At 69.4% G+C, this 17543-nt stretch carries 15 protein-coding genes and 1 pseudogene; 4 read left to right on the plus strand and 12 right to left on the minus strand.

Annotated elements, in window-relative coordinates:
* Positions 1–44 precede the first annotated feature (44 nt).
* Positions 45–2414, minus strand: coding sequence for a phosphoketolase family protein (locus AC5Y5V_RS14335; protein ID WP_499936080.1), 2370 nt, complete (start codon positions 2412–2414; stop codon positions 45–47).
* A 43-nt stretch (positions 2415–2457) separates the two neighbouring features.
* On the minus strand, positions 2458–3306 hold the full coding sequence (locus AC5Y5V_RS14340) for an SDR family oxidoreductase (RefSeq protein WP_499936084.1): 849 nt from the start codon (positions 3304–3306) through the stop codon (positions 2458–2460).
* A gap of 202 nt (positions 3307–3508) precedes the next feature.
* Between AC5Y5V_RS14340 and AC5Y5V_RS14345 the strand changes: the two genes are divergently transcribed.
* Both AC5Y5V_RS14345 and AC5Y5V_RS14350 read left to right on the plus strand, forming a co-directional pair.
* Positions 3509–4996, plus strand: a complete 1488-nt coding sequence (locus AC5Y5V_RS14345; RefSeq protein WP_499936086.1) for an acetyl-CoA acetyltransferase — start codon at positions 3509–3511, stop codon at positions 4994–4996.
* 127 nt (positions 4997–5123) lie between these two features.
* The gene (locus AC5Y5V_RS14350) at positions 5124–7223 is read left to right on the plus strand and encodes an NAD-dependent epimerase/dehydratase family protein (RefSeq protein WP_499936088.1); all 2100 of its coding nucleotides are present in this window, start codon (positions 5124–5126) and stop codon (positions 7221–7223) included.
* Between the two features lie 36 nt (positions 7224–7259).
* Here the strand turns inward: AC5Y5V_RS14350 and AC5Y5V_RS14355 are convergent, their stop codons facing one another.
* From AC5Y5V_RS14355 to AC5Y5V_RS14390, 8 genes and pseudogenes are all read right to left on the minus strand, one after another.
* Positions 7260–7601 (minus strand): hypothetical protein, encoded by a 342-nt coding sequence (locus tag AC5Y5V_RS14355; RefSeq protein WP_499936091.1) that lies wholly within the window; start codon positions 7599–7601, stop codon positions 7260–7262.
* Between the two features lie 118 nt (positions 7602–7719).
* Positions 7720–8952 (minus strand): NAD(P)/FAD-dependent oxidoreductase, encoded by a 1233-nt coding sequence (locus tag AC5Y5V_RS14360; RefSeq protein WP_499936095.1) that lies wholly within the window; start codon positions 8950–8952, stop codon positions 7720–7722.
* Positions 8953–8976: 24 nt separating this feature from the next.
* A pseudogene (locus AC5Y5V_RS14365) lies at positions 8977–9702 on the minus strand (DUF72 domain-containing protein).
* A 7-nt stretch (positions 9703–9709) separates the two neighbouring features.
* On the minus strand, positions 9710–10354 hold the full coding sequence (locus tag AC5Y5V_RS14370) for an endonuclease (RefSeq protein WP_499936098.1): 645 nt from the start codon (positions 10352–10354) through the stop codon (positions 9710–9712).
* 34 nt (positions 10355–10388) lie between these two features.
* Entirely contained in the window at positions 10389–10721 is a 333-nt protein-coding gene (locus AC5Y5V_RS14375; protein ID WP_499936100.1) for a TfoX/Sxy family protein, read from the minus strand.
* A 10-nt stretch (positions 10722–10731) separates the two neighbouring features.
* Complete coding sequence (locus tag AC5Y5V_RS14380; protein WP_499936104.1) at positions 10732–11124, minus strand: nitroreductase family deazaflavin-dependent oxidoreductase; 393 nt, start codon at positions 11122–11124, stop codon at positions 10732–10734.
* A gap of 9 nt (positions 11125–11133) precedes the next feature.
* Entirely contained in the window at positions 11134–13455 is a 2322-nt protein-coding gene (gene lon / locus AC5Y5V_RS14385) for an endopeptidase La (RefSeq protein WP_499936108.1), read from the minus strand.
* Between the two features lie 98 nt (positions 13456–13553).
* Entirely contained in the window at positions 13554–14108 is a 555-nt protein-coding gene (locus tag AC5Y5V_RS14390) for a CGNR zinc finger domain-containing protein (RefSeq protein WP_499936111.1), read from the minus strand.
* Positions 14109–14277: 169 nt separating this feature from the next.
* Between AC5Y5V_RS14390 and AC5Y5V_RS14395 the strand changes: the two genes are divergently transcribed.
* Positions 14278–14511, plus strand: coding sequence for a hypothetical protein (locus tag AC5Y5V_RS14395; protein WP_499936114.1), 234 nt, complete (start codon positions 14278–14280; stop codon positions 14509–14511).
* Positions 14512–14536: 25 nt separating this feature from the next.
* Here AC5Y5V_RS14395 and AC5Y5V_RS14400 read toward each other — a convergent pair whose 3' ends face one another.
* The gene (locus tag AC5Y5V_RS14400) at positions 14537–15754 is read right to left on the minus strand and encodes an alpha-hydroxy acid oxidase (RefSeq protein WP_499936119.1); all 1218 of its coding nucleotides are present in this window, start codon (positions 15752–15754) and stop codon (positions 14537–14539) included.
* Between the two features lie 60 nt (positions 15755–15814).
* On the opposite strand from AC5Y5V_RS14400, the gene AC5Y5V_RS14405 reads away from it, so the two are divergent.
* Positions 15815–16249: a DUF1810 domain-containing protein gene (locus AC5Y5V_RS14405; RefSeq protein ID WP_499936121.1), complete on the plus strand. Its 435-nt coding sequence runs from the start codon at positions 15815–15817 to the stop codon at positions 16247–16249.
* Here AC5Y5V_RS14405 and AC5Y5V_RS14410 read toward each other — a convergent pair.
* Positions 16246–17538, minus strand: a complete 1293-nt coding sequence (locus tag AC5Y5V_RS14410; protein ID WP_499936123.1) for an alpha-amylase family glycosyl hydrolase — start codon at positions 17536–17538, stop codon at positions 16246–16248. The genes AC5Y5V_RS14405 and AC5Y5V_RS14410 overlap by 4 nt on opposite strands.
* Positions 17539–17543 lie beyond the last annotated feature (5 nt).

Below are 17543 nucleotides of genomic sequence, written 5' to 3' on the forward strand. Positions count from 1 at the left end.
CGCACAGGGTAGCGCGGGTTACGCGGGTGACGACCCTGCGACCGCTACTCCCAGGTCCAGCCGGAAATCTTCGGGTCGTCTTCGCCGTGCTCGCGGGTGTAGAGGCGGGCGGCCAGCCGGGCGTCGGCCATCCGCTGGCGCAACATGGCGGCCCGGCTGCCCAGCGCGTCGACCCGGTCGATCACGTCCATCACCAGGTGGAACCGGTCCAGGTCGTTGAGCATCACCATGTCGAACGGCGTCGTCGTGGTGCCGCGCTCCTTGAAGCCGCGAACATGGATCTGCGCGTGGTTGGTGCGGCTGTAGGTGAGCCGATGGATGAGCCAGGGATAGCCGTGGTAGGCGAAGATGACCGGCTTGTCACTGGTGAACAGCGCGTCGAATTCGCGGTCGGACAACCCGTGCGGGTGCTCGGAGCTGGGCTGTAGCCGCATCAGGTCGACGACGTTGATCACCCGCACCTGCAGGTCGGGCAGCTCGCGCCGCAGGATGTCGGCGGCGGCGAGGGTTTCCAGCGTCGGGACGTCCCCGGCGCAGGCCAGCACCACGTCGGGCTCCCCGGCGGCGGTGCTGGCCCACTCCCAAATCCCGAGCCCGCGGGTGCAGTGCGTGATCGCCTCGTCCATCGACAGGTAGGCCAGCGCGGGCTGCTTGCCCGCGACAATCACGTTGACGTAGTTGCGGCTGCGCAGGCAGTGGTCGGCCACCGAGAGCAGCGTGTTGCCGTCCGGCGGCAGGTAGACGCGGACCACCTCGGCGCGCTTGTTGGCGACCAGGTCGATGAACCCGGGGTCCTGATGGGAGGCGCCGTTGTGGTCCTGCCGCCACACGTGCGAGCTCAGCAGGTAGTTCAGCGAGGCGATCGGGCGCCGCCAGGGCAGCTCGCGACTGGTGGACAACCACTTGGCGTGCTGGTTGAACATCGAGTCGACGATATGCACGAACGCCTCGTAGCAGTTGAACAGGCCGTGGCGCCCGGTCAGCAGATAGCCCTCCAGCCAGCCCTGGCACAGGTGTTCGGACAGCACCTCCATCACCCGGCCGTCGGGGGCCAGGTGATCATCGTCGGCGCCGGTCGCCGACAGCCACACCTTGTCGGTGGACTCGAAAACGGCCGACAACCGGTTGGAGGCGGTCTCGTCGGGACCCATCAGCCGGAAGTTGTCGAGGTTGCGGGTGATGACGTCGCGCAGGAAGGTGCCCAGCAAGCGGGTGGCCTCGTGGGTGCTGACGGCCGGCGCCTTCACTTCCACCGCGTAGTCGCGGAAGTCGGGCAGGTCCAGGTCGCGCAGCAGCACCCCGCCATTGGCGTGCGGGTTGGCGCTCATCCGCCGATCACCTTGCGGCGCAACCGCTTTGAGCTCCGGCCGCAGGGCGCCGTGCTCGTCGAACAGCTCCTCGGCGCGGTAGCTGCGCAGCCACTCTTCCAGCTGGGCGCGGTGCTGCGGGTTCTCGTGCGTCCCGGCCAGCGGCACCTGGTGCGAGCGCCAGGTGCCCTCCACCCGCTGGCCGTCCACCTCCTTCGGCCCGGTCCAGCCCTTGGGCGTGCGCAGCACGATCATCGGCCACACCGGCCGCTCCGACCTCTCGCCGTCGCGTGCTGCGCGCTGAATGGCGGCGATGTCGTCGAACGCGTCGTCCAGCGCGGCGGCCAGTTGCCGGTGCACCGCGGTGGGGTCGTCGCCGGTGACGGTGATCGGCCGGTAGCCGTAGCCCCGCAGCAGCGCTTCCAGCTCGGCCTCCGGGATGCGGGCCAGCACGGTCGGGTTGGCGATCTTGTAGCCGTTGAGGTGCAGGATCGGCAACACGGCGCCGTCGACGGCCGGGTTGAGAAACTTGTTGGAGTGCCAGCCGGCAGCCAGCGGTCCGGTCTCGGCCTCGCCGTCGCCGATCACGCACGCAACCACCAAATCGGGGTTGTCGAACGCCGCGCCGTAGGCGTGCACCAGCGCGTAGCCGAGTTCGCCGCCCTCGTGAATGGACCCCGGCGTCTGGGCGGCGACGTGGCTGGGAATCCCGCCGGGAAAGGAGAACTGGCGGAACAGGTGGCGCAGGCCCTCGGTGTCCTCGCCGATGCCGGTGTACACCTCGCTGTAGGTGCCTTCGAGGTAGGCGTTGGCGACCAGCCCGGGACCGCCGTGGCCGGGCCCGGTGATGTAAATGACGTTGGCGTCGCGGTCGCGGATGATCCGGTTCAGGTGGACGTAAAGCAGGTTCAGTCCGGGCGTGGTGCCCCAGTGCCCCAGCAGCCGGGGTTTGACGTGCTCCGCGGCCAGGGGTTCGGCCAACAGCGGGTTGTCCAGCAGGTAGATCTGACCGACGGAGAGATAGTTGGCGGCTCGCCAGTACGCGTCGATGAGGGCCAGTTCGTCGTCGGAAAGGGTTGCGGGCACAGTCTCGGTTTCTGGGCTCATCTGCCCGATTGTCCGCGTTCCGGGTGAACGGCGCCTGACGGCGTCACTCCTCGCCGCGTGCGCGAGCCTCGTAGGCGCGGCGTTTTTCGACGTCAACGTCGTCGGTGAAGACGTGCTCGCCACCGAGAATGCGATTCAGGCCCTCACGGAAAACGCGCGGCATGAACGGTTGCGACGCGACCATCGCGCCGGCGGCCCGGGTGACCCGCACCCGCGGCTTGGGGTGCGCGATGAGCCCGACGATCGCGTCGGCGATGTCGCCGGGCTCGGCGTTCTTGAACCCTTTGGCGCCCTGGGTGCCCGAGATGAGCTCGGTGTTGACGAACGATGGGTTCACCATCGAGAACTTGACCCCGTCTTTGCGGTACTCGAGCCGCGCCGAGTCGGTGAAGCCGACCACCGCGTGTTTGCTGGCGCAGTAGGTGGCCAGTCCCGCGGCGTAGATCTCCCCGGCCATCGAGGCGACGTTGATCACGTGACCTCTGCGGCGGCGCACCATGCGCTCCGCGGCCAGCTTGCTGCCCAGGATCACGCCGTAGACGTTGATGTCGAGGATCCGGTGAGTCACCGCGTCGGGCTCGTCGATGATCCGGCCGACCGGCATGATGCCGGCGTTGTTGACCAGCACGTCGATCGGTCCGAGCTGGCGCTCGACCTGGTCCAGAAAGTCCGAGAACGACTCCCGGTCGGTGACGTCGAGTTTGCCGTAGACCTCGAGCCCGAGGTTGGCGCCGGACTCCTTGACCGTCGCCTCGTCGACGTCGCCGATCGCGACCTTGGCACCCAGTTTGTGCAGGGCGGTCGCGGTGGCCAGGCCGATTCCCCGTGCACCGCCGGTGATCACGACGACCTTGCCGGAGACCTTGAGCCCGAGCGATGCGGTGTCTGCCATTTTCGTCCCTTCGCGATGCGCCTTGACGGGTGTCAACTTGCGGTGTCCGGTAAGCACAGCACGAGCGGGCACGCCGCGCAATCACCGGGTCACGTTCGACGGGCGCCATCACCGAGCCGCACGCCGGCGACCGAGCGTGCGGCTAGCTGCACGTTCGCCGGGCGCCGCGCGGCCCGGCACCTGCCCACGCTAGGTTCGATCCATGCCAGCCGACCCAAGGACGCCGGTGTTGATCGGCTACGGCCAGGTCAATTACCGCGACGAGATCGACCCGCAGGCGCGATCCGTGGAACCCGTCGACCTGATGGTCGCCGCGGCGCGGAAGGCGGGCGAGCCGCGCATCCTCGAAGCCGTGGACGCCGTGCGGGTGGTCAACATCCTGTCGGCGCAATATCGCGACCCCGGGTTGCTGCTCGGCCAACGGATCGGCGCCGGCGAATTCACCACGCTGTACACGCCGGTCGGCGGCAACGTGCCTCAGTCGCTGGTGAACCAGGCGTGCCTGGACATCCAGCGGGGTCGCGCCGGTGTGGTGCTGCTCGCGGGCGCCGAAACCTGGCGCACCCGCAAAGGGCTGCGGGCCAAAGGCAGCAAACTGGAGTGGACGGCCCAGGACGGGTCGGTCCCGATGGCCGAGGTGTCCGGCGACGACGTCCCGATGGCCGGTGAGGCGGAGATCCGGATCAACCTGAGCCTCCCGGCGTTCGTCTACCCGCTGTTCGAGCAGGCACTGCGCATCGCCAACGGCGAATCGGTCGAGGATCACCGCCGCCGCATCGCCCACCTCTGGGCCCGCTTCAACGCCGTGGCCGTGGCCAACCCGCACGCCTGGATCCGCAAGCCGGTGACCGCAGAGGAGATCGCGCAGCCCGGCCCGCAGAACCGGATGATCAGCTGGCCCTACACCAAGCTGATGAACTCCAACAACATGGTCGACCAGGGCGCCGCGCTGATCCTGACCTCCGTCGAGCAGGCCGAGCGATTGCAGATCCCGCGAGAGCGCTGGGTGTACCCGCATGCGGGAACCGACGCGCACGACACCTCCGCCATCGCCGAGCGCGCCGAGCTGCACCGGTCGCCGGCCATCCGGATCGGCGGCGCGCGCGCCCTCGAACTGGCGGGCCTGCGCATCGACGACGTCGACTACGTCGACCTGTACTCGTGCTTCCCGTCGGCCGTCCAGGTCGCGGCCGCCGAGCTGGGGCTGGCCACCGACGATCCGGCCCGCCCGCTGACGGTCACCGGCGGGTTGACCTTCGCCGGCGGCCCGTGGAGCAACTACGTCATGCACTCCATCGCCACCATGGCCGAGCTGCTGGTGGCCAACCCCGGGCGCCGCGGCCTGATCACGGCGAACGGCGGATACCTGACCAAGCACAGCTTCGGCGTCTACGGCACCGAGCCGCTGGCGGAAGCGTTCGGCTGGGAGGACGTGCAGGCGACGGTGGACCGCGAGCCCACCCGCGACGGTGCGGTCGAGTGGGCGGGCGTCGGCACCGTCGAGTCCTGGACGACGCCGTTCAGCCGCGACGGCGAGCCCGAACGGGCGTTCGTCGCCGTCCGCACCCCCGAGGACGCGCGCGCCCTGGCGGTGATCGCCGATCCGGCCGCCGCGGCGGCCACGGTCAGCGAAGACATCGCGGGCGCCAAGATCACCGTCAACGCCGACGGCACCGCGACGCTGGGGTAGGCCTGGCTACCGCCGTTTGCTCAGCTCAGCCTGGTCAGCTCGGCGCGAGCGAATTTTGACACCACCGGCACAAACGTTGCGAATCGGGCAAAGGTGCCTATTGTCGAATAGTGGGAGGTGAATCGGGGTGCGGATTCTGCTCACCGGAGCCACCGGAGCCGTCGGCCGGCTTCTGGCGCGGCACCTGATCGCGGCGGGCCACACGGTCAGCGGCATCGCGCAGCGCCCGCACGATCACCTGCCCGCCCAGGTCGACCTGGTGTGCGCCCCGCTCAGCCATCCCGTCCTGCATGACCTGGCCGACGACGCCGACGCGGTGATCCACCTGGCCCCGGTGGACACCACTGCGCCCGGCGGCGCGGGCATCAACGGCGTCGCGTACGTCACCCACGCGGCCGCCCGCGCGGGGGCCCGACTGCTCTTCGTCTCCCAGGCCGCGGGACGTCCGGACATGTACCGGCCGGCCGAGACGCTGGTGTCCACGAGTTGGGCGCCGAGCCTGGTGGTCCGCATCGCCCCGCCGGTCGGGCGGCAGCTCGACTGGATGGTGTGCCGCACCGTGGCCACCCTCCTGCGCACCAAGGTCTCCGAGCGGCCGATGCGGGTCCTGCACCTCGACGACCTGGTCCGCTTCCTGGTCGCCGCGGTGGACACCGACCGCACCGGCGTCGTCGACCTGGCCAGCCCGGACACGATCAACATGGTCACCGCGTGGCGGCTGCTGCGATCGGTGGACCCGCGCTCGCGGGTACACCGGGTCCGCACCTGGCCCGACCTGTTTCCGATGTTGGATGTCGCTGCGACGCAAGAGCATTGGCCGTTCGAATTCGGCTGGTGGGCGAGCCAGGCGGTCCTCGACACCGGGCGCGGGCTGGTGGGCCGCCGACTCGACGCTGCGGGCGCCACCTACCAGTCGGGGCAGCTCGCGCTGCCGGTGGAGCCGGTGCCGCGGGCCGAGCCGTCCGACGAGCTGCGGTCGGCCGCACCCGACGGGCTCGAGGGCGAGTTCGACGATCGGATCGACCCGCGTTTCCCGGTATTCAGCGCGACGAGCCTGGCCGACGCACTGCCCGGCCCCCTGACGCCGATCACGCTGGACGTCCAGCTCAGCGGCCTGCGTGCGGCCAGTGCGGTGATGGGGCAGGTGCTGGCGCTGGGTGGAGTGGTCGGCGACGAGTGGGGGAGCAGGGCCATCGCCGTGTTCGGCCACCGCCCGTACGTCGGGGTTTCGGCCAACGTCGTGGCCGCCACCCAGCTGCCCGGCTGGGACCGGCAGGCCGTCACCCAGCGCACCCTGGGTGACCAGCAGCAGGCCACCGAGCTGCTGCCGTTTGGCCGGCCGCAACTGGCGGGCGGGCCGCTCAAGCCGGTAGCCAAGGCCGTCGTCGCGGCGCGATCGCTGGCCCTGCTGCGGCATCTGCGGGCCGACACGCAGGCCTACAGCGCGGCCGCGGCCGCCGAGCACCTGGACACCGCGCAGCTGGCGGCGCTGTCCGACGCCGGCCTGCAGGTCCGCATCCCGCTGCTGCGGGACCGGATCCACCAGGGCTGGATCCTGACCGCGCTGTGGGTGATCGACAGCGGCGTGACCGCCGCGGCGTTGCAGCACACCAGCGCGGGCGGCCACGTTTCCGGCGTGAGCACGATCATGGAGAGCGACCGGGTCGCCGCCGAGATCGCGGCGCTTGCGGACGTGTTGCGCCGGGACGTTCAGCTGCTGGCGCTGGCCCGCTCCGGCGACCTGGACAGCCTGCGCGTGCTGTTCCCGCATACCGCAAGCAACTTCGACGCGGCCCTCGGCCGGATCGGCCACCGCGGACCCGGAGAGGCCGAGCTGGAGAACCCGATGTTCGCCGACAATCCGGCCGCGCTGCTGATGGCCGTCGCGCAGGCCGCGGGTTCGCCGGCCGCACCGGCGCCGCCGTCGACGCTGGCCCGGCGGTTCGCCGACAGCGCCCGCGGCTCGCGGGAGCTGGCCCACGACACCACCCTGCGCTTCACGCACGAGCTCCGGATGGCGTTGCGCGAAGCGGGATCTCGGGCGGTGGCGGCCGACGTGATCGACGTCGTCGCCGACGTGTTCTACCTGACCTGCGACGAAGTGGTCACCATGCCGGCCGACGCGCGGCTACGGATCAAGCGCCGTCGCACCGAGCGGGACCGCCTGCAGGCGCAGCCCCCGCCCGACGTCATCGACGGGGCCTGGGCGCCCGGCGAACCTGGCTGAGCCGGATCTGACCCCCGACCGGTTCGTCTGCCCGAACTAGGCATCGGCGGTGGGCGGTGGTTGGGGGCTGGGGGCCGTGAGCTTGATATATGGGCTCCGGAAAGGCAACGCGTAGCGGCCCGAAAACACTTGCTGCAACCAGCTCGGGCGGCAGTCGAGGTCTACCACGCCGCCTTCTGACAGGTAGACCTCGACGTCCTGGCTGCGACGATCGCCGATCGTCAGCCGGACGACGTGACGTCCCGCCCATGCGGGAACGGTGAATTCTCCCCCCGCGTGTACGTCTCCCATGAGGTAGCCGTCGACGTGCACCTTGTACGTTTCGCGGCCGAGCCAGGGGCCGGCCGTAGGGTGATGGATACGGATGACACCGGGCATATCGAAGATCTCCCTGTTCGGCTACAGGTCCGATTATGAGTCCGAGGTTCCGCCATAGCGCCCGTTACTCGGCCGATCGGAAATCACATGATTTCCGGCGAGGTTCGTGCGCGGCTGCCTAGCTGAGCAGGTCGGCCAGCGGTGACCGCGGGTCGACCAGGCGCTGCGCGTCGACCGGGGTCTTCGACCGGATCAGGGCTTTGACGTCGTCGAGCACGTCCCAGATGTTGACGTTCATCCCCGCCAGCACCCGGTTGTCGCCGTCGAGCCAGAACGCGACGAATTCGCGGCCGGCGACGTCGCCGCGGAACACCACCTTCTCGAACCGCGGGGCGTAGCCGACGTACTCCATCCCGAGGTCGTACTGATCGGTGAAGAAGTACGGCAGCTCGTCGTATTCGCCTGGCGTGCCGAGCATTCCGGTGACGGCCACCGCGGGCTGCTTGAGTGCATTGGCCCAGTGCTCGGTGCGGATCCGCGTGCCGAATAGCGGATTCTCGGCGGCGGCGATGTCGCCGACGGCGTAGATGTCGGGGTCGCTGGTGCGCAGCGACGCGTCCACGGCCACCCCGCCTTCGGCCAGTGCCAGTCCCGCCCGTTCGGCGAGTTCGAGGTTGGGCTTCGCGCCCACCGCCACCAGCACGGTGTCGGCGGCGACGGTCGAGCCGTCACCGAGCCGCAGCCCGGTGGCCCGGTCCGCCTGGGTCGAAATCTCCTCGACCTGCGCCTCGAGTCGCAGGTTCACCCCGTGTTCGCGGTGCAGGCCGGCAAAAACCTCGCCGACCGTCTCGCCGAGCGCGGCCAGCAGTGGCTGTTTGGCGGTCTCGACGACGGTGACGTCGACGCCGCGCTGGCGGGCACTGGCGGCCACCTCCAGCCCGATCCATCCGGCGCCCACCACGGCGAGCGAACTCCCTTCCGCCAGCACGGAATTCAGCGCGGCGGCGTCACCGAACGTGCGCAGGTAGTGCACGCCGCCGGCGACGGACCTGGGTATCGGCGGGCGCCGCGACGCCGATCCCGTCGCCAGCAGCAGCTTGTCGTAAACGAACGTGTTGCCGTCGGGCAGCCCGACGGTGTGCGCGGCCGGATCCAGCGACGAGACCCGATTGCCCAGTCTCAGGTCGACGTCGTGTTCGCGGTACCAGTCGGAGGTCTGGACGGTGAAGTCGGTGAGCGATTTCTTGCCCGCCAGATACTCCTTGGACAGCGGAGGTCGTTCGTAGGGCAGCCGATCCTCTTCGCAGAATAAAACGATCTGTCCGTCAAAGTCGTTGTTGCGCAGCGCCTCTACCGCTTTGGCCCCGGCGAGTCCGCCGCCGACGATGACGAATGTGGTTGAGCTCGCCATGGAGGCCAGCCTACGCCCGGCGCCTCAGCTCGAGAGTTCGCGCAGCTCAAGCGCATTGCGGACGGCGTGGCCGCCGAGGTCGTTGTTGAAGTACACTCACACGTCGAGGCCGTCGCGCCGCCATCGCTGGATCCGCGCGGCCCACTGGCTCAGCTCCTCGCCGGAGTAGTTGCCCGCATAGATGGCGTCATGATCCGGGCCATGCATCCGCAGGTACACGAAATCGGTGGTGGCCCGCGGCACGCACGCCAGCCCCGGGCCGCTCATCACCACGTAGGCGGCGCGGTGTCGTTCCAGCAGCGCATACACCGCGGGGTCATTCCACGACGGGTGCCGCAGCTCGACGGCGACACGGATCGACGGCGGCATGGCGCGCAGGAAGCCGTCGAGCCGGGCGTCGTCGCGTTCCTGCTGTGGATGCAACTGCACCAGTAGCACCCCGTGTCGGTCGCCCAGGATCTGCCAACACCGTTCGAACCTTTCGATCCAGGGTTCGGGGGAGGACAACCGGCGGTAGTGGGTCAATCCGCGGTGCGCCTTGACCGTCAGCGTCGCCCCTTCCGGCAGCCGATCGCGCCACCCGGCGAACGTCGAATCCTTGGGCCAGCGGTAGAAACTCGCGTTCAGCTCCACCGTGTCGAACGTGTCAAAATACCGGGCCAGCCGCTTGGCCTGTGGTAGCCCCGGCGGGTAGAGCACGCCGACCCAGTGGTCGTAGGACCACCCCGACGTGCCTATCCGCAGCGTCACCGCCGTCTCAAGCGGTCACCCGCTCGCGCACGTCGTCGTCCAGCGAGGCCCGCACCAAGGCGGCCGCCAACCGCGCGTTGGAGCGCGGCGCCAGCGCGGCCAGCTTGGCGGGGGCGGCCGGCAGGCCGAGCCGCTTCGCCGCCGCGGTGGCCCGGTCGTCGAAGTAAGGCCGCACCCACGTCCAGACGTCCTGGACTTCGCGCAGGTAGATGTCGGCGCCGGTATCGCCGATTCCCTTGAACTCCTTGAGCATTCGCTTGGCCGCCGCGACGTCGCGGTCGCTGCGCTCGGCGATGCCGCGCAGGTCGCCGCCGTACTCGTCGCGGACGTGCCCGGCGATGTCGGTGAGCCGGGTCGCCGAGCTTTCGTCGTAGCGCACGTAGTGGGCCCGGCCGAACGCGCTGATCATGGTGCGCCGGTCGGCGGCCAGCACGGACTTCGGTGTGCGCAGGCCGGCGTCGAACAGCTCGCGCGCCGCGCGCATGGCCGTCGCCGCGTCGATCGGCTTGCTGGCCAGCATGCACAGCACCAGCAGCTGGAACAGTGGCATCGGCTTGTCGGCGATCCGGATACCCGCTTCGGTCGCGTACGTGGTGCCGGCGACCTTGAGCAGCCGACTCGTCAGTTGCTCGGCTGGGACCGACTTGCTCATGATCCACCGCGTACCCGACGCGCGCGGCGGCAAACTACTTGGGCGGCAGCCCGCTCGCGAAGTCGACGCCGCGATTCACCCAACCCACAAGCTGGCGTTTGGTTTTCAGGCCCCCGACGGCCACACGCAACCAGCCCCGCGTCTGCCGGCCGGCCATCACCATCGGGCTGACGTGGGCGCGTTCCAGCAGCGTGTCGGTGTCCTGCGGCGGCACCCGTATCATCAGCCCGCCCTGGCCGCTGACACACACCGACATGTTGCCGTTGATCAGGAAGGCCAGGCCGCCGAACATCCGCTTCTCCTCGACTCCGCGCCGAGGGCCGAGCAATTCGCGGACCCGGTCGGCCAGGTCTTGGTCGTAGGGCACAGGTCCTACATCAGTCCAGGTCGACGCGAACGGTGAGCATGTCGCTGGCCATCACGCGCACGACCGCGCTGTTGAGTCGCGGCAGGCTGCGCAACCGCGCCTGCGCGTCGTCGTCGGGCAGCAGGTGCGCGGTTCCGCTGCGCCACTGGCCGTCGATGCGCACCCGCACCGACGGGTTGGCCTTGATGTTGCGGACGTAGTCGGAATGGTCGCCGTGTTCGGAAACCATCCAGAACTGGTTGTCGATCACCTTGCCGCCTACGGCGGTGTGCCGCGGTTGCCCGGACTTGCGGCCCTTGGTTTCCAGCATCGTCACCGGTAGCTGTCTACCGATCGGATTGACCAGCCGCCGCTGCACGCTGTGGACCAGCTGTCGTTTCAGACTCACGGGTCCATTCAACATGCAGCGCCCTCAGGCGACCAGACTGGCCGCCTCCCCTGCGGACTCGAGCGCCTGCGCGACGATCTCCGCGACATCCGTCATCGGCTTGACCGTCAGCGCGTCCAGGACCTCGGCCGGCACGTCATCCAGGTCCGGCTCGTTGCGGGCCGGAATGAAAACCGTTGACAGTCCGGCACGCTGGGCGGCCAGCAGCTTCTGCTTGACACCGCCGATCGGCAACACCCGGCCGTTCAGCGTGACCTCGCCGGTCATCCCGACGTCGGAACGCACCTGGCGCCCGGTGGCCATCGACACCAGCGCGGTCACCATCGTCACACCGGCCGACGGGCCGTCCTTGGGCACCGCGCCCGCCGGCACGTGCACGTGGATGCGCCGGTCCAGCGTCGTCGGATCGACACCCAACTCGTCGGCGTGCGAGCGCACGTAGGACAGCGCGATCTGCGCCGACTCCTTCATCACGTCGCCCAACTGACCCGTCAGCTGCAATCCCGGCTCGCCGTCGGTGGCGCCGGCTTCGATGTAGAGCACATCGCCGCCCAGGCCGGTGACGGCCAGACCGGTCGCCACGCCCGGCACCGCCGTGCGTTCCGCCGATTCCGGCGTGAACCGCGGCCGGCCCAGGTAACCGACCAGGTCCGGCTCGTCGACCGTGATCGGCTCATCGGTCTCCGCCAGCTTCGTGGTCACCTTGCGCAGCGCCTTGGCCAGCAGCCGCTCGAACTGCCGCACACCCGGTTCACGCGTGTAGTCGGCGGCGATCTTGCGCAGCGCGGCGTCGGTCACCGTCACTTCGTCGTCGCCCAGCGCCGCGCGCTCGCGCTGCCGCGGCAGCAGGTAGTCGCGGGCGATGGCCACCTTGTCGTCCTCGGTGTAGCCGTCGATCTGCACCAGCTCCATGCGGTCCAGCAGGGCCGACGGGATGTTCTCGATCACGTTGGCGGTGGCCAGGAACACCACGTCCGACAGGTCCAGGTCCAGATCCAGGTAGTGGTCACGGAAGGTGTGGTTCTGCGCGGGGTCGAGCACCTCCAGCAGCGCCGCGCTGGGGTCGCCGCGGTAGTCGGAGCCGACCTTGTCGATTTCGTCCAGCAGCACAACGGGATTCATCGACTCGGCCTCGCCGATGGCGCGCACGATGCGGCCCGGCAGCGCGCCGACGTAGGTGCGCCGGTGCCCGCGGATCTCGGCCTCGTCGCGCACGCCGCCCAGGGCGACGCGGACGAACTTGCGGCCCAGCGCCCGTGCGACGCTCTCGCCCAGCGACGTCTTGCCGACGCCGGGGGGACCGGCCAGCACCATCACGGCGCCGGAGCCGCGCCCGCCCACGACCTGCAGCCCGCGCTCGGCGCGACGGGCCCGCACGGCCAGGTACTCGACGATGCGGTCCTTGACGTCATCCAGCCCGTGGTGGTCGGCGTCGAGGATCTCCCGCGCCGCCTTGAGGTCCGTCGAGTCCTCGGTCCTGGTGTTCCAGGGCAGGTCAAGCACGGTGTCCAGCCAGGTACGGATCCAGCCGCTCTCCGGGCTCTGGTCGCTCGCGCGTTCCAGCTTGCCGACTTCGCGCAGCGCGGCCTCGCGGACCTTGTCGGGCAGGTCGGCGGCCTCGACCCGGGTGCGGTAATCCTCGGAGCCGTCGGGTTCACCCTCGCCCAACTCCTTGCGGATCGCGGCCAGTTGCTGACGCAGCAGGAACTCCTTCTGCGTCTTCTCCATGCCGTCGCGCACGTCCTCGGCGATCTTGTCGTTGACCTCGACCTCGGCCAGGTGCGATCCGGTCCAGTCGATGAGCACGCGCAGCCGATCGGCCACGTCGGCCGTCTCCAGTAGCTGCCGCTTCTGCACGTCGGTGAGGTAGGACGCGTAGCCGGCCGTGTCGGCCAGCGCCGACGGGTCGGTCAGGCTGTTGACGTGGTCGACGATCTGCCAGGCCTCGCGCCGCTGCAGCATGGCCAGCAGCAGCTTCTTGTACTCGGCGGCCAGCGCCTTGACTTCGTCGGTCACGTCCTGGTCCGCGATCTCGGTCACCTCGACCCACAACGCGGCACCCGGGCCGCTGGCGCCCGCGCCGATGTGCGCCCGGCGCTCGCCGCGCACTACTGCCGCGGTGCCGCCCCCAGGCATGCGCCCGACCTGCAGAATCTTCGCGATCACGCCGTGTGTCGGATACCGGTCTTCCAGGCGGGGCGCAATCAGCAATTGCCCCGATTCACTCGCCTGAGCGGCGTCGATCGCGGCGCGCGCGGCGTCGTCCAGCGCGATCGGCACCACCATGCCGGGCAAAACAATGGTGTCGGTGATGAACAACACCGGCACTGACTTGGCTTCAGCCACTAAGTCCTCCCAAGGTTAAGTCTCTTGCGCTCAACCCTGGGGGGTCCCGGTTTGTTCCCGACGGGCCTCCCGCCGACTGCGGCCAGCCTGTTCGGCGGTTAGGGCTGTGCGGCCGCGCGCTGGCGGGCGCGAAACGCCCGGACTTTTGCGCGGTTACCGCAGGAGCGCATGCCGCACCAATGCCGGTTCTGCGCCCGCGACGCGTCGACGTAGAACAGCGTGCAGCCGGGGTGGGAGCACTGCTTGACCTTCGCGATGTCGGGTCCGCCCAGCAGTTCCACCAGGTCGGCGGCCAGCGTCGCGAACAGCTGCGACGCCGAGCCGGCCCGGCCTACCGAGCCGTCCAGACGCAGATGCGGCGTCAGGCGCGGCCGCGACGCCCACTCGTTGACCAGGTCGACGTCGGCGGCGTCGGGCCGGCCACCGAGCAGGCGCGCGGAAACGACCCGATAGCCCGCCTCGCGCAGGGCGACGGCGACGGACAGGTCGTCGCGCGTGACCGCGAGACCGGCGTCCACCAGTCCGGCCTGCGTGGCCCATTCCGACAGGCGCGGCGGGTCCGTCAACAATTCTTCGGCCTTCGCGCCGCCCCGGTGTGTCAGCGTGCCGACGAAGTCCAGGCATACGCGGCCGCCGAGATGCCGAAAGTTCACCGTTTCAAGCAGTAAGTAACCATCCAATGTGGTTACACCCTACAGTCGCGCTTCCCCTGACGGTGGAGTGAACGTAAAGTGAACGAAAAGTGAACGACACGCCCGCGCGCATTCGGCGAGTAACCACCGGCCTTCTCTACGGTGGTGGGGCGGCGGAAGGGGTCTTGACGTGATAGCGAAGTTGCTGATGAGCGGGGCCTTCGTGCTCGGCTCATTCGTCGTGGTGGCGCCGCCGACCGGCGCAGACCCGGCCCCGTCGGAAACCCACGTGAACCCGTTCACCCAGCTGAGCTGCGGCTGCCAGGAGACGCCCCCGGCCCAGAGCCCGGGTCTCCGGACGCAGCTGGACCGCGGTTTATGGACCGCGCTGGCCGGCCAGGCGAACCACTCGCAGGACCGCTGACCGACCGCTCTAACCCAACGCCGCGTCAGCCCAACTGGGTCACGTGCTTAGGCGACAGCTCTTCGAGGCAGTTGACACCCAACAGCGCCATGGTCCGGGCGACACCACCCTGCAGGATCTCGATCGCCCGTTGGACGCCCGCCTCGCCGCCGGCCATCAGCCCGTACAGATAGGCGCGGCCCACCAGCGTGCACCGCGCCCCCAGCGCGATCGCGGCGACGATGTCGGCGCCCGACATGATGCCGGTGTCCATCAGGATCTCGGTGTCCCTACCCAGTTCGCGAGCCACCGTCGGAAGCAGGCGGAACGGCACCGGCGCCCGGTCGAGTTGCCGACCACCGTGGTTGGACAGCACGATGCCGTCGACGCCGCGCTCGACGACGGCACGGGCGTCATCCAGCGTCTGAATCCCCTTCACGACGAGTTTGCCGGGCCACTGTTCCTTGATCCAGACGAGGTCGTCGAACGTCACGCTGGCGTCGAACATCGTGTTCAGGTAGTCGCCGACGGTGCCCGGCCAGCGGTCCAGCGAGGCGAAGGAAAGCGGCTCGGTGGTGAACAGGTCGAACCACCAGTGTGGGTGCGGCAGCGCGTCGAGGACGGTCCGCAGCGTCAGCGCCGGCGGAATCGACATGCCGTTGCGGACGTCGCGCAGGCGGGCGCCGGCGACCGGAACATCGACGGTGACCAGCATGGTGTCGAAACCCGCATCGGCCGCACGCTTGATCAGCGCCATCGAACGCTCGCGGTCGCGCCAGATGTAGAGCTGAAACCATTTGCGGCCCTGCGGCGCCGCGGCCACCACGTCTTCGATCGCGCTGGTGGCCAGCGTGGACATCGCGAACGGGATGCCCGCCGCGGCCGCCGCCCGGGCGCCGGCGATCTCGCCCTCGGTGTGCATCAGCCGGGTGAACCCGGTGGGCGCGATGCCGAACGGCCAGACCACCGGCTGGCCCAGGACGTTCCAGCCCGTGCACACGGTGCTGACGTCGCGCAGGATCGTCGGGTGGAACTCGATGTCCAGAAAGGCCTGCCGAGCGCGCTGGATGGACAGTTCGTCCTCGGCAGCGCCGTCGGTGTAATCGAACGCCGCTTTGGGGGTGCGCCGCTTGGCGATGCGCCGCAGGTCCTCGATCGTCAGTGCGGCGTCCAGGCGGCGCTTGGTGCGATTGAACTCGGGCCGCTTGAACTGGATTAGCGGTGCCAGGTCGCGGACCTTAGGCACCTGTCGTTTGACCGCCATTGCATCCCGTCTCTACCGGTGCTGACCTGCGTTATCTAACCAGTGTGCAACCGTGGAGATATGAAATCGGCAAGCGACCCTTTTGGCCTGGACCGTTTCGTCGACGCGCAGGCGCCGATCTACCACGACGTGGTCGAAGAATTGCGCGCCGGACGCAAGCTCGGCCACTGGATGTGGTTCGTCTTCCCGCAACTACGGGGGCTGGGCCACAGTTCGATGGCGGCGCGCTACGGCATCTCCTCGCTCGAGGAGGCGGCCGCGTATCTGCGGCATGACGTGCTCGGGCCGCGGCTGCACGAGTGCGCGCGACTGGTCAACCAGGTGCAGGGCCGCTCGATCAACGAGATCTTCGGTTCGCCCGACGACCTCAAGCTGTGTTCGTCGATGACGCTGTTCTCCTGCGCCACCGAGGACAATGAGGACTTCCTCGCGTTGCTCACCCGCTACTACAGCGGCGAGCACGACCCGGTGACGGTGGCGCAGCTCAAGCGTTAGGCGGGCCGCAGGATCCGCCAACCGTGCGCCTCGACCACGACCTTGTCGACGAGCTCCTGCGGCGGCGCCGCCGATCCGGCCAGCACGTACGCCCCGGCGGTACCCAGCGGCACGCGCATCGGCTCGTCGCCGATGTTGAGGGCAACCAGCAGCGCGTCGTCGCCGCGCTGGGTCCGGTAGACGTACTGCCGGTTCTCGAGTTGCTCGGCGGTGGTCGTCGCGGCGTGCAGCCACGGGTGCCGGCGACGTAGCCCGACGAGGTGTTGGTGCAGCGCCCACGTCCGCGCGCCGGATTCGTCCAGCGGCAGCGGGGGAGCACCGAACTCCGGTCGCACCGCGTCGTCCCCGCCGAACCGCTCTTCCTTGACGCCGCGGAACCCGAGCTCGTCGCCGGCGTACACGCTGGGCACCCCGCCGACCGTCAGCAGGATCACCAGGGCGTGGGCCACGTGCTCGTGCCGCTGCAGGCGGCTGGCGATGCGGGTGACGTCGTGATTGCCGATGAAGGTGAGCGGGGCGAATCGGGACAAAAACTCGTTGTGTCGCTGCAGCGCCCAGTCCAGCTCGAAGAAGTTGCCGTCGTTCAGGCTGCTCCAGATCGCTTTCCACAGCTCGTACTGGGTGGCCGAGTCGAAGCCGGCGCCGTCCACCACCGCGGCGTAGTCGCCGTGGATCAGCTCGCCGACGAACCAGGCGTCGGGATGGCACTCGCGCACCCTGGGCAGCACGGCGGCCCAAAACGCTTCCGGCACGGCGTAAGCCGCGTCCAGCCGCCAGCCGTCGGCGCCGCGGTCAAGCCAGTGCGACATGACGTCGACGGTGTAGTCGATCACTTCGGGGTTGTCGTGGTTGAGGGTGATGAGCCCGGCGTGGCCTTCGAAGGTGTGAAAGTGGCCCGGGCGCCCGCGGAACCAGCGGGCCGCCGCGTCGTCGTTGGGCGCCTCGCGGTGGCGGGCGAAGTCCGCGCCGACGTGGTTGAACACGCCGTCGAGCAGCACCCGCAGGCCGCGGGCACGCGCCTGCGCGATCAGGTAGTCGAAGTCCGCGTCGTCGCCGAGCCGGGGATCGATGCGGTAGTGGTCGGTGGTGTCGTAGCCGTGGGTGCGCGAGGCGAATATCGGGCCCAGCGCGATGCCGGACGCGCCCAGTTCGATGGCGTGATCCAACCAGCCGACCAGCCGCCGCAACCGATGCTCACCCGGCTGCGGCGGCTGGTCGGCGGGATACGCGCCGACGAAGCCCAGCGGATAGACCTGCCACCAGATCGCGTGCTCAATCCAGGACGGCATGGCCT

The sequence above is a fragment of the Mycobacterium sp. NGS68 genome, from assembly GCF_059812195.1.

What these genes read in the sequence shown, in the direction of transcription:
- AC5Y5V_RS14410 (WP_499936123.1), bottom strand. Translation starts at nt 17,538, where the DNA reads ATGCCGTCCTGGATTGAGCACGCGATCTGGTGGCAGGTCTATCCGCTG.
- AC5Y5V_RS14355 (WP_499936091.1), bottom strand. Translation starts at nt 7,601, where the DNA reads ATGCCCGGTGTCATCCGTATCCATCACCCTACGGCCGGCCCCTGGCTC.
- AC5Y5V_RS14335 (WP_499936080.1), bottom strand. Translation starts at nt 2,414, where the DNA reads ATGAGCCCAGAAACCGAGACTGTGCCCGCAACCCTTTCCGACGACGAA.
- AC5Y5V_RS14345 (WP_499936086.1), top strand. Translation starts at nt 3,509, where the DNA reads ATGCCAGCCGACCCAAGGACGCCGGTGTTGATCGGCTACGGCCAGGTC.
- AC5Y5V_RS14370 (WP_499936098.1), bottom strand. Translation starts at nt 10,354, where the DNA reads ATGAGCAAGTCGGTCCCAGCCGAGCAACTGACGAGTCGGCTGCTCAAG.
- AC5Y5V_RS14340 (WP_499936084.1), bottom strand. Translation starts at nt 3,306, where the DNA reads ATGGCAGACACCGCATCGCTCGGGCTCAAGGTCTCCGGCAAGGTCGTC.
- AC5Y5V_RS14405 (WP_499936121.1), top strand. Translation starts at nt 15,815, where the DNA reads ATGAAATCGGCAAGCGACCCTTTTGGCCTGGACCGTTTCGTCGACGCG.
- AC5Y5V_RS14400 (WP_499936119.1), bottom strand. Translation starts at nt 15,754, where the DNA reads ATGGCGGTCAAACGACAGGTGCCTAAGGTCCGCGACCTGGCACCGCTA.
- AC5Y5V_RS14360 (WP_499936095.1), bottom strand. Translation starts at nt 8,952, where the DNA reads ATGGCGAGCTCAACCACATTCGTCATCGTCGGCGGCGGACTCGCCGGG.
- AC5Y5V_RS14380 (WP_499936104.1), bottom strand. Translation starts at nt 11,124, where the DNA reads ATGTTGAATGGACCCGTGAGTCTGAAACGACAGCTGGTCCACAGCGTG.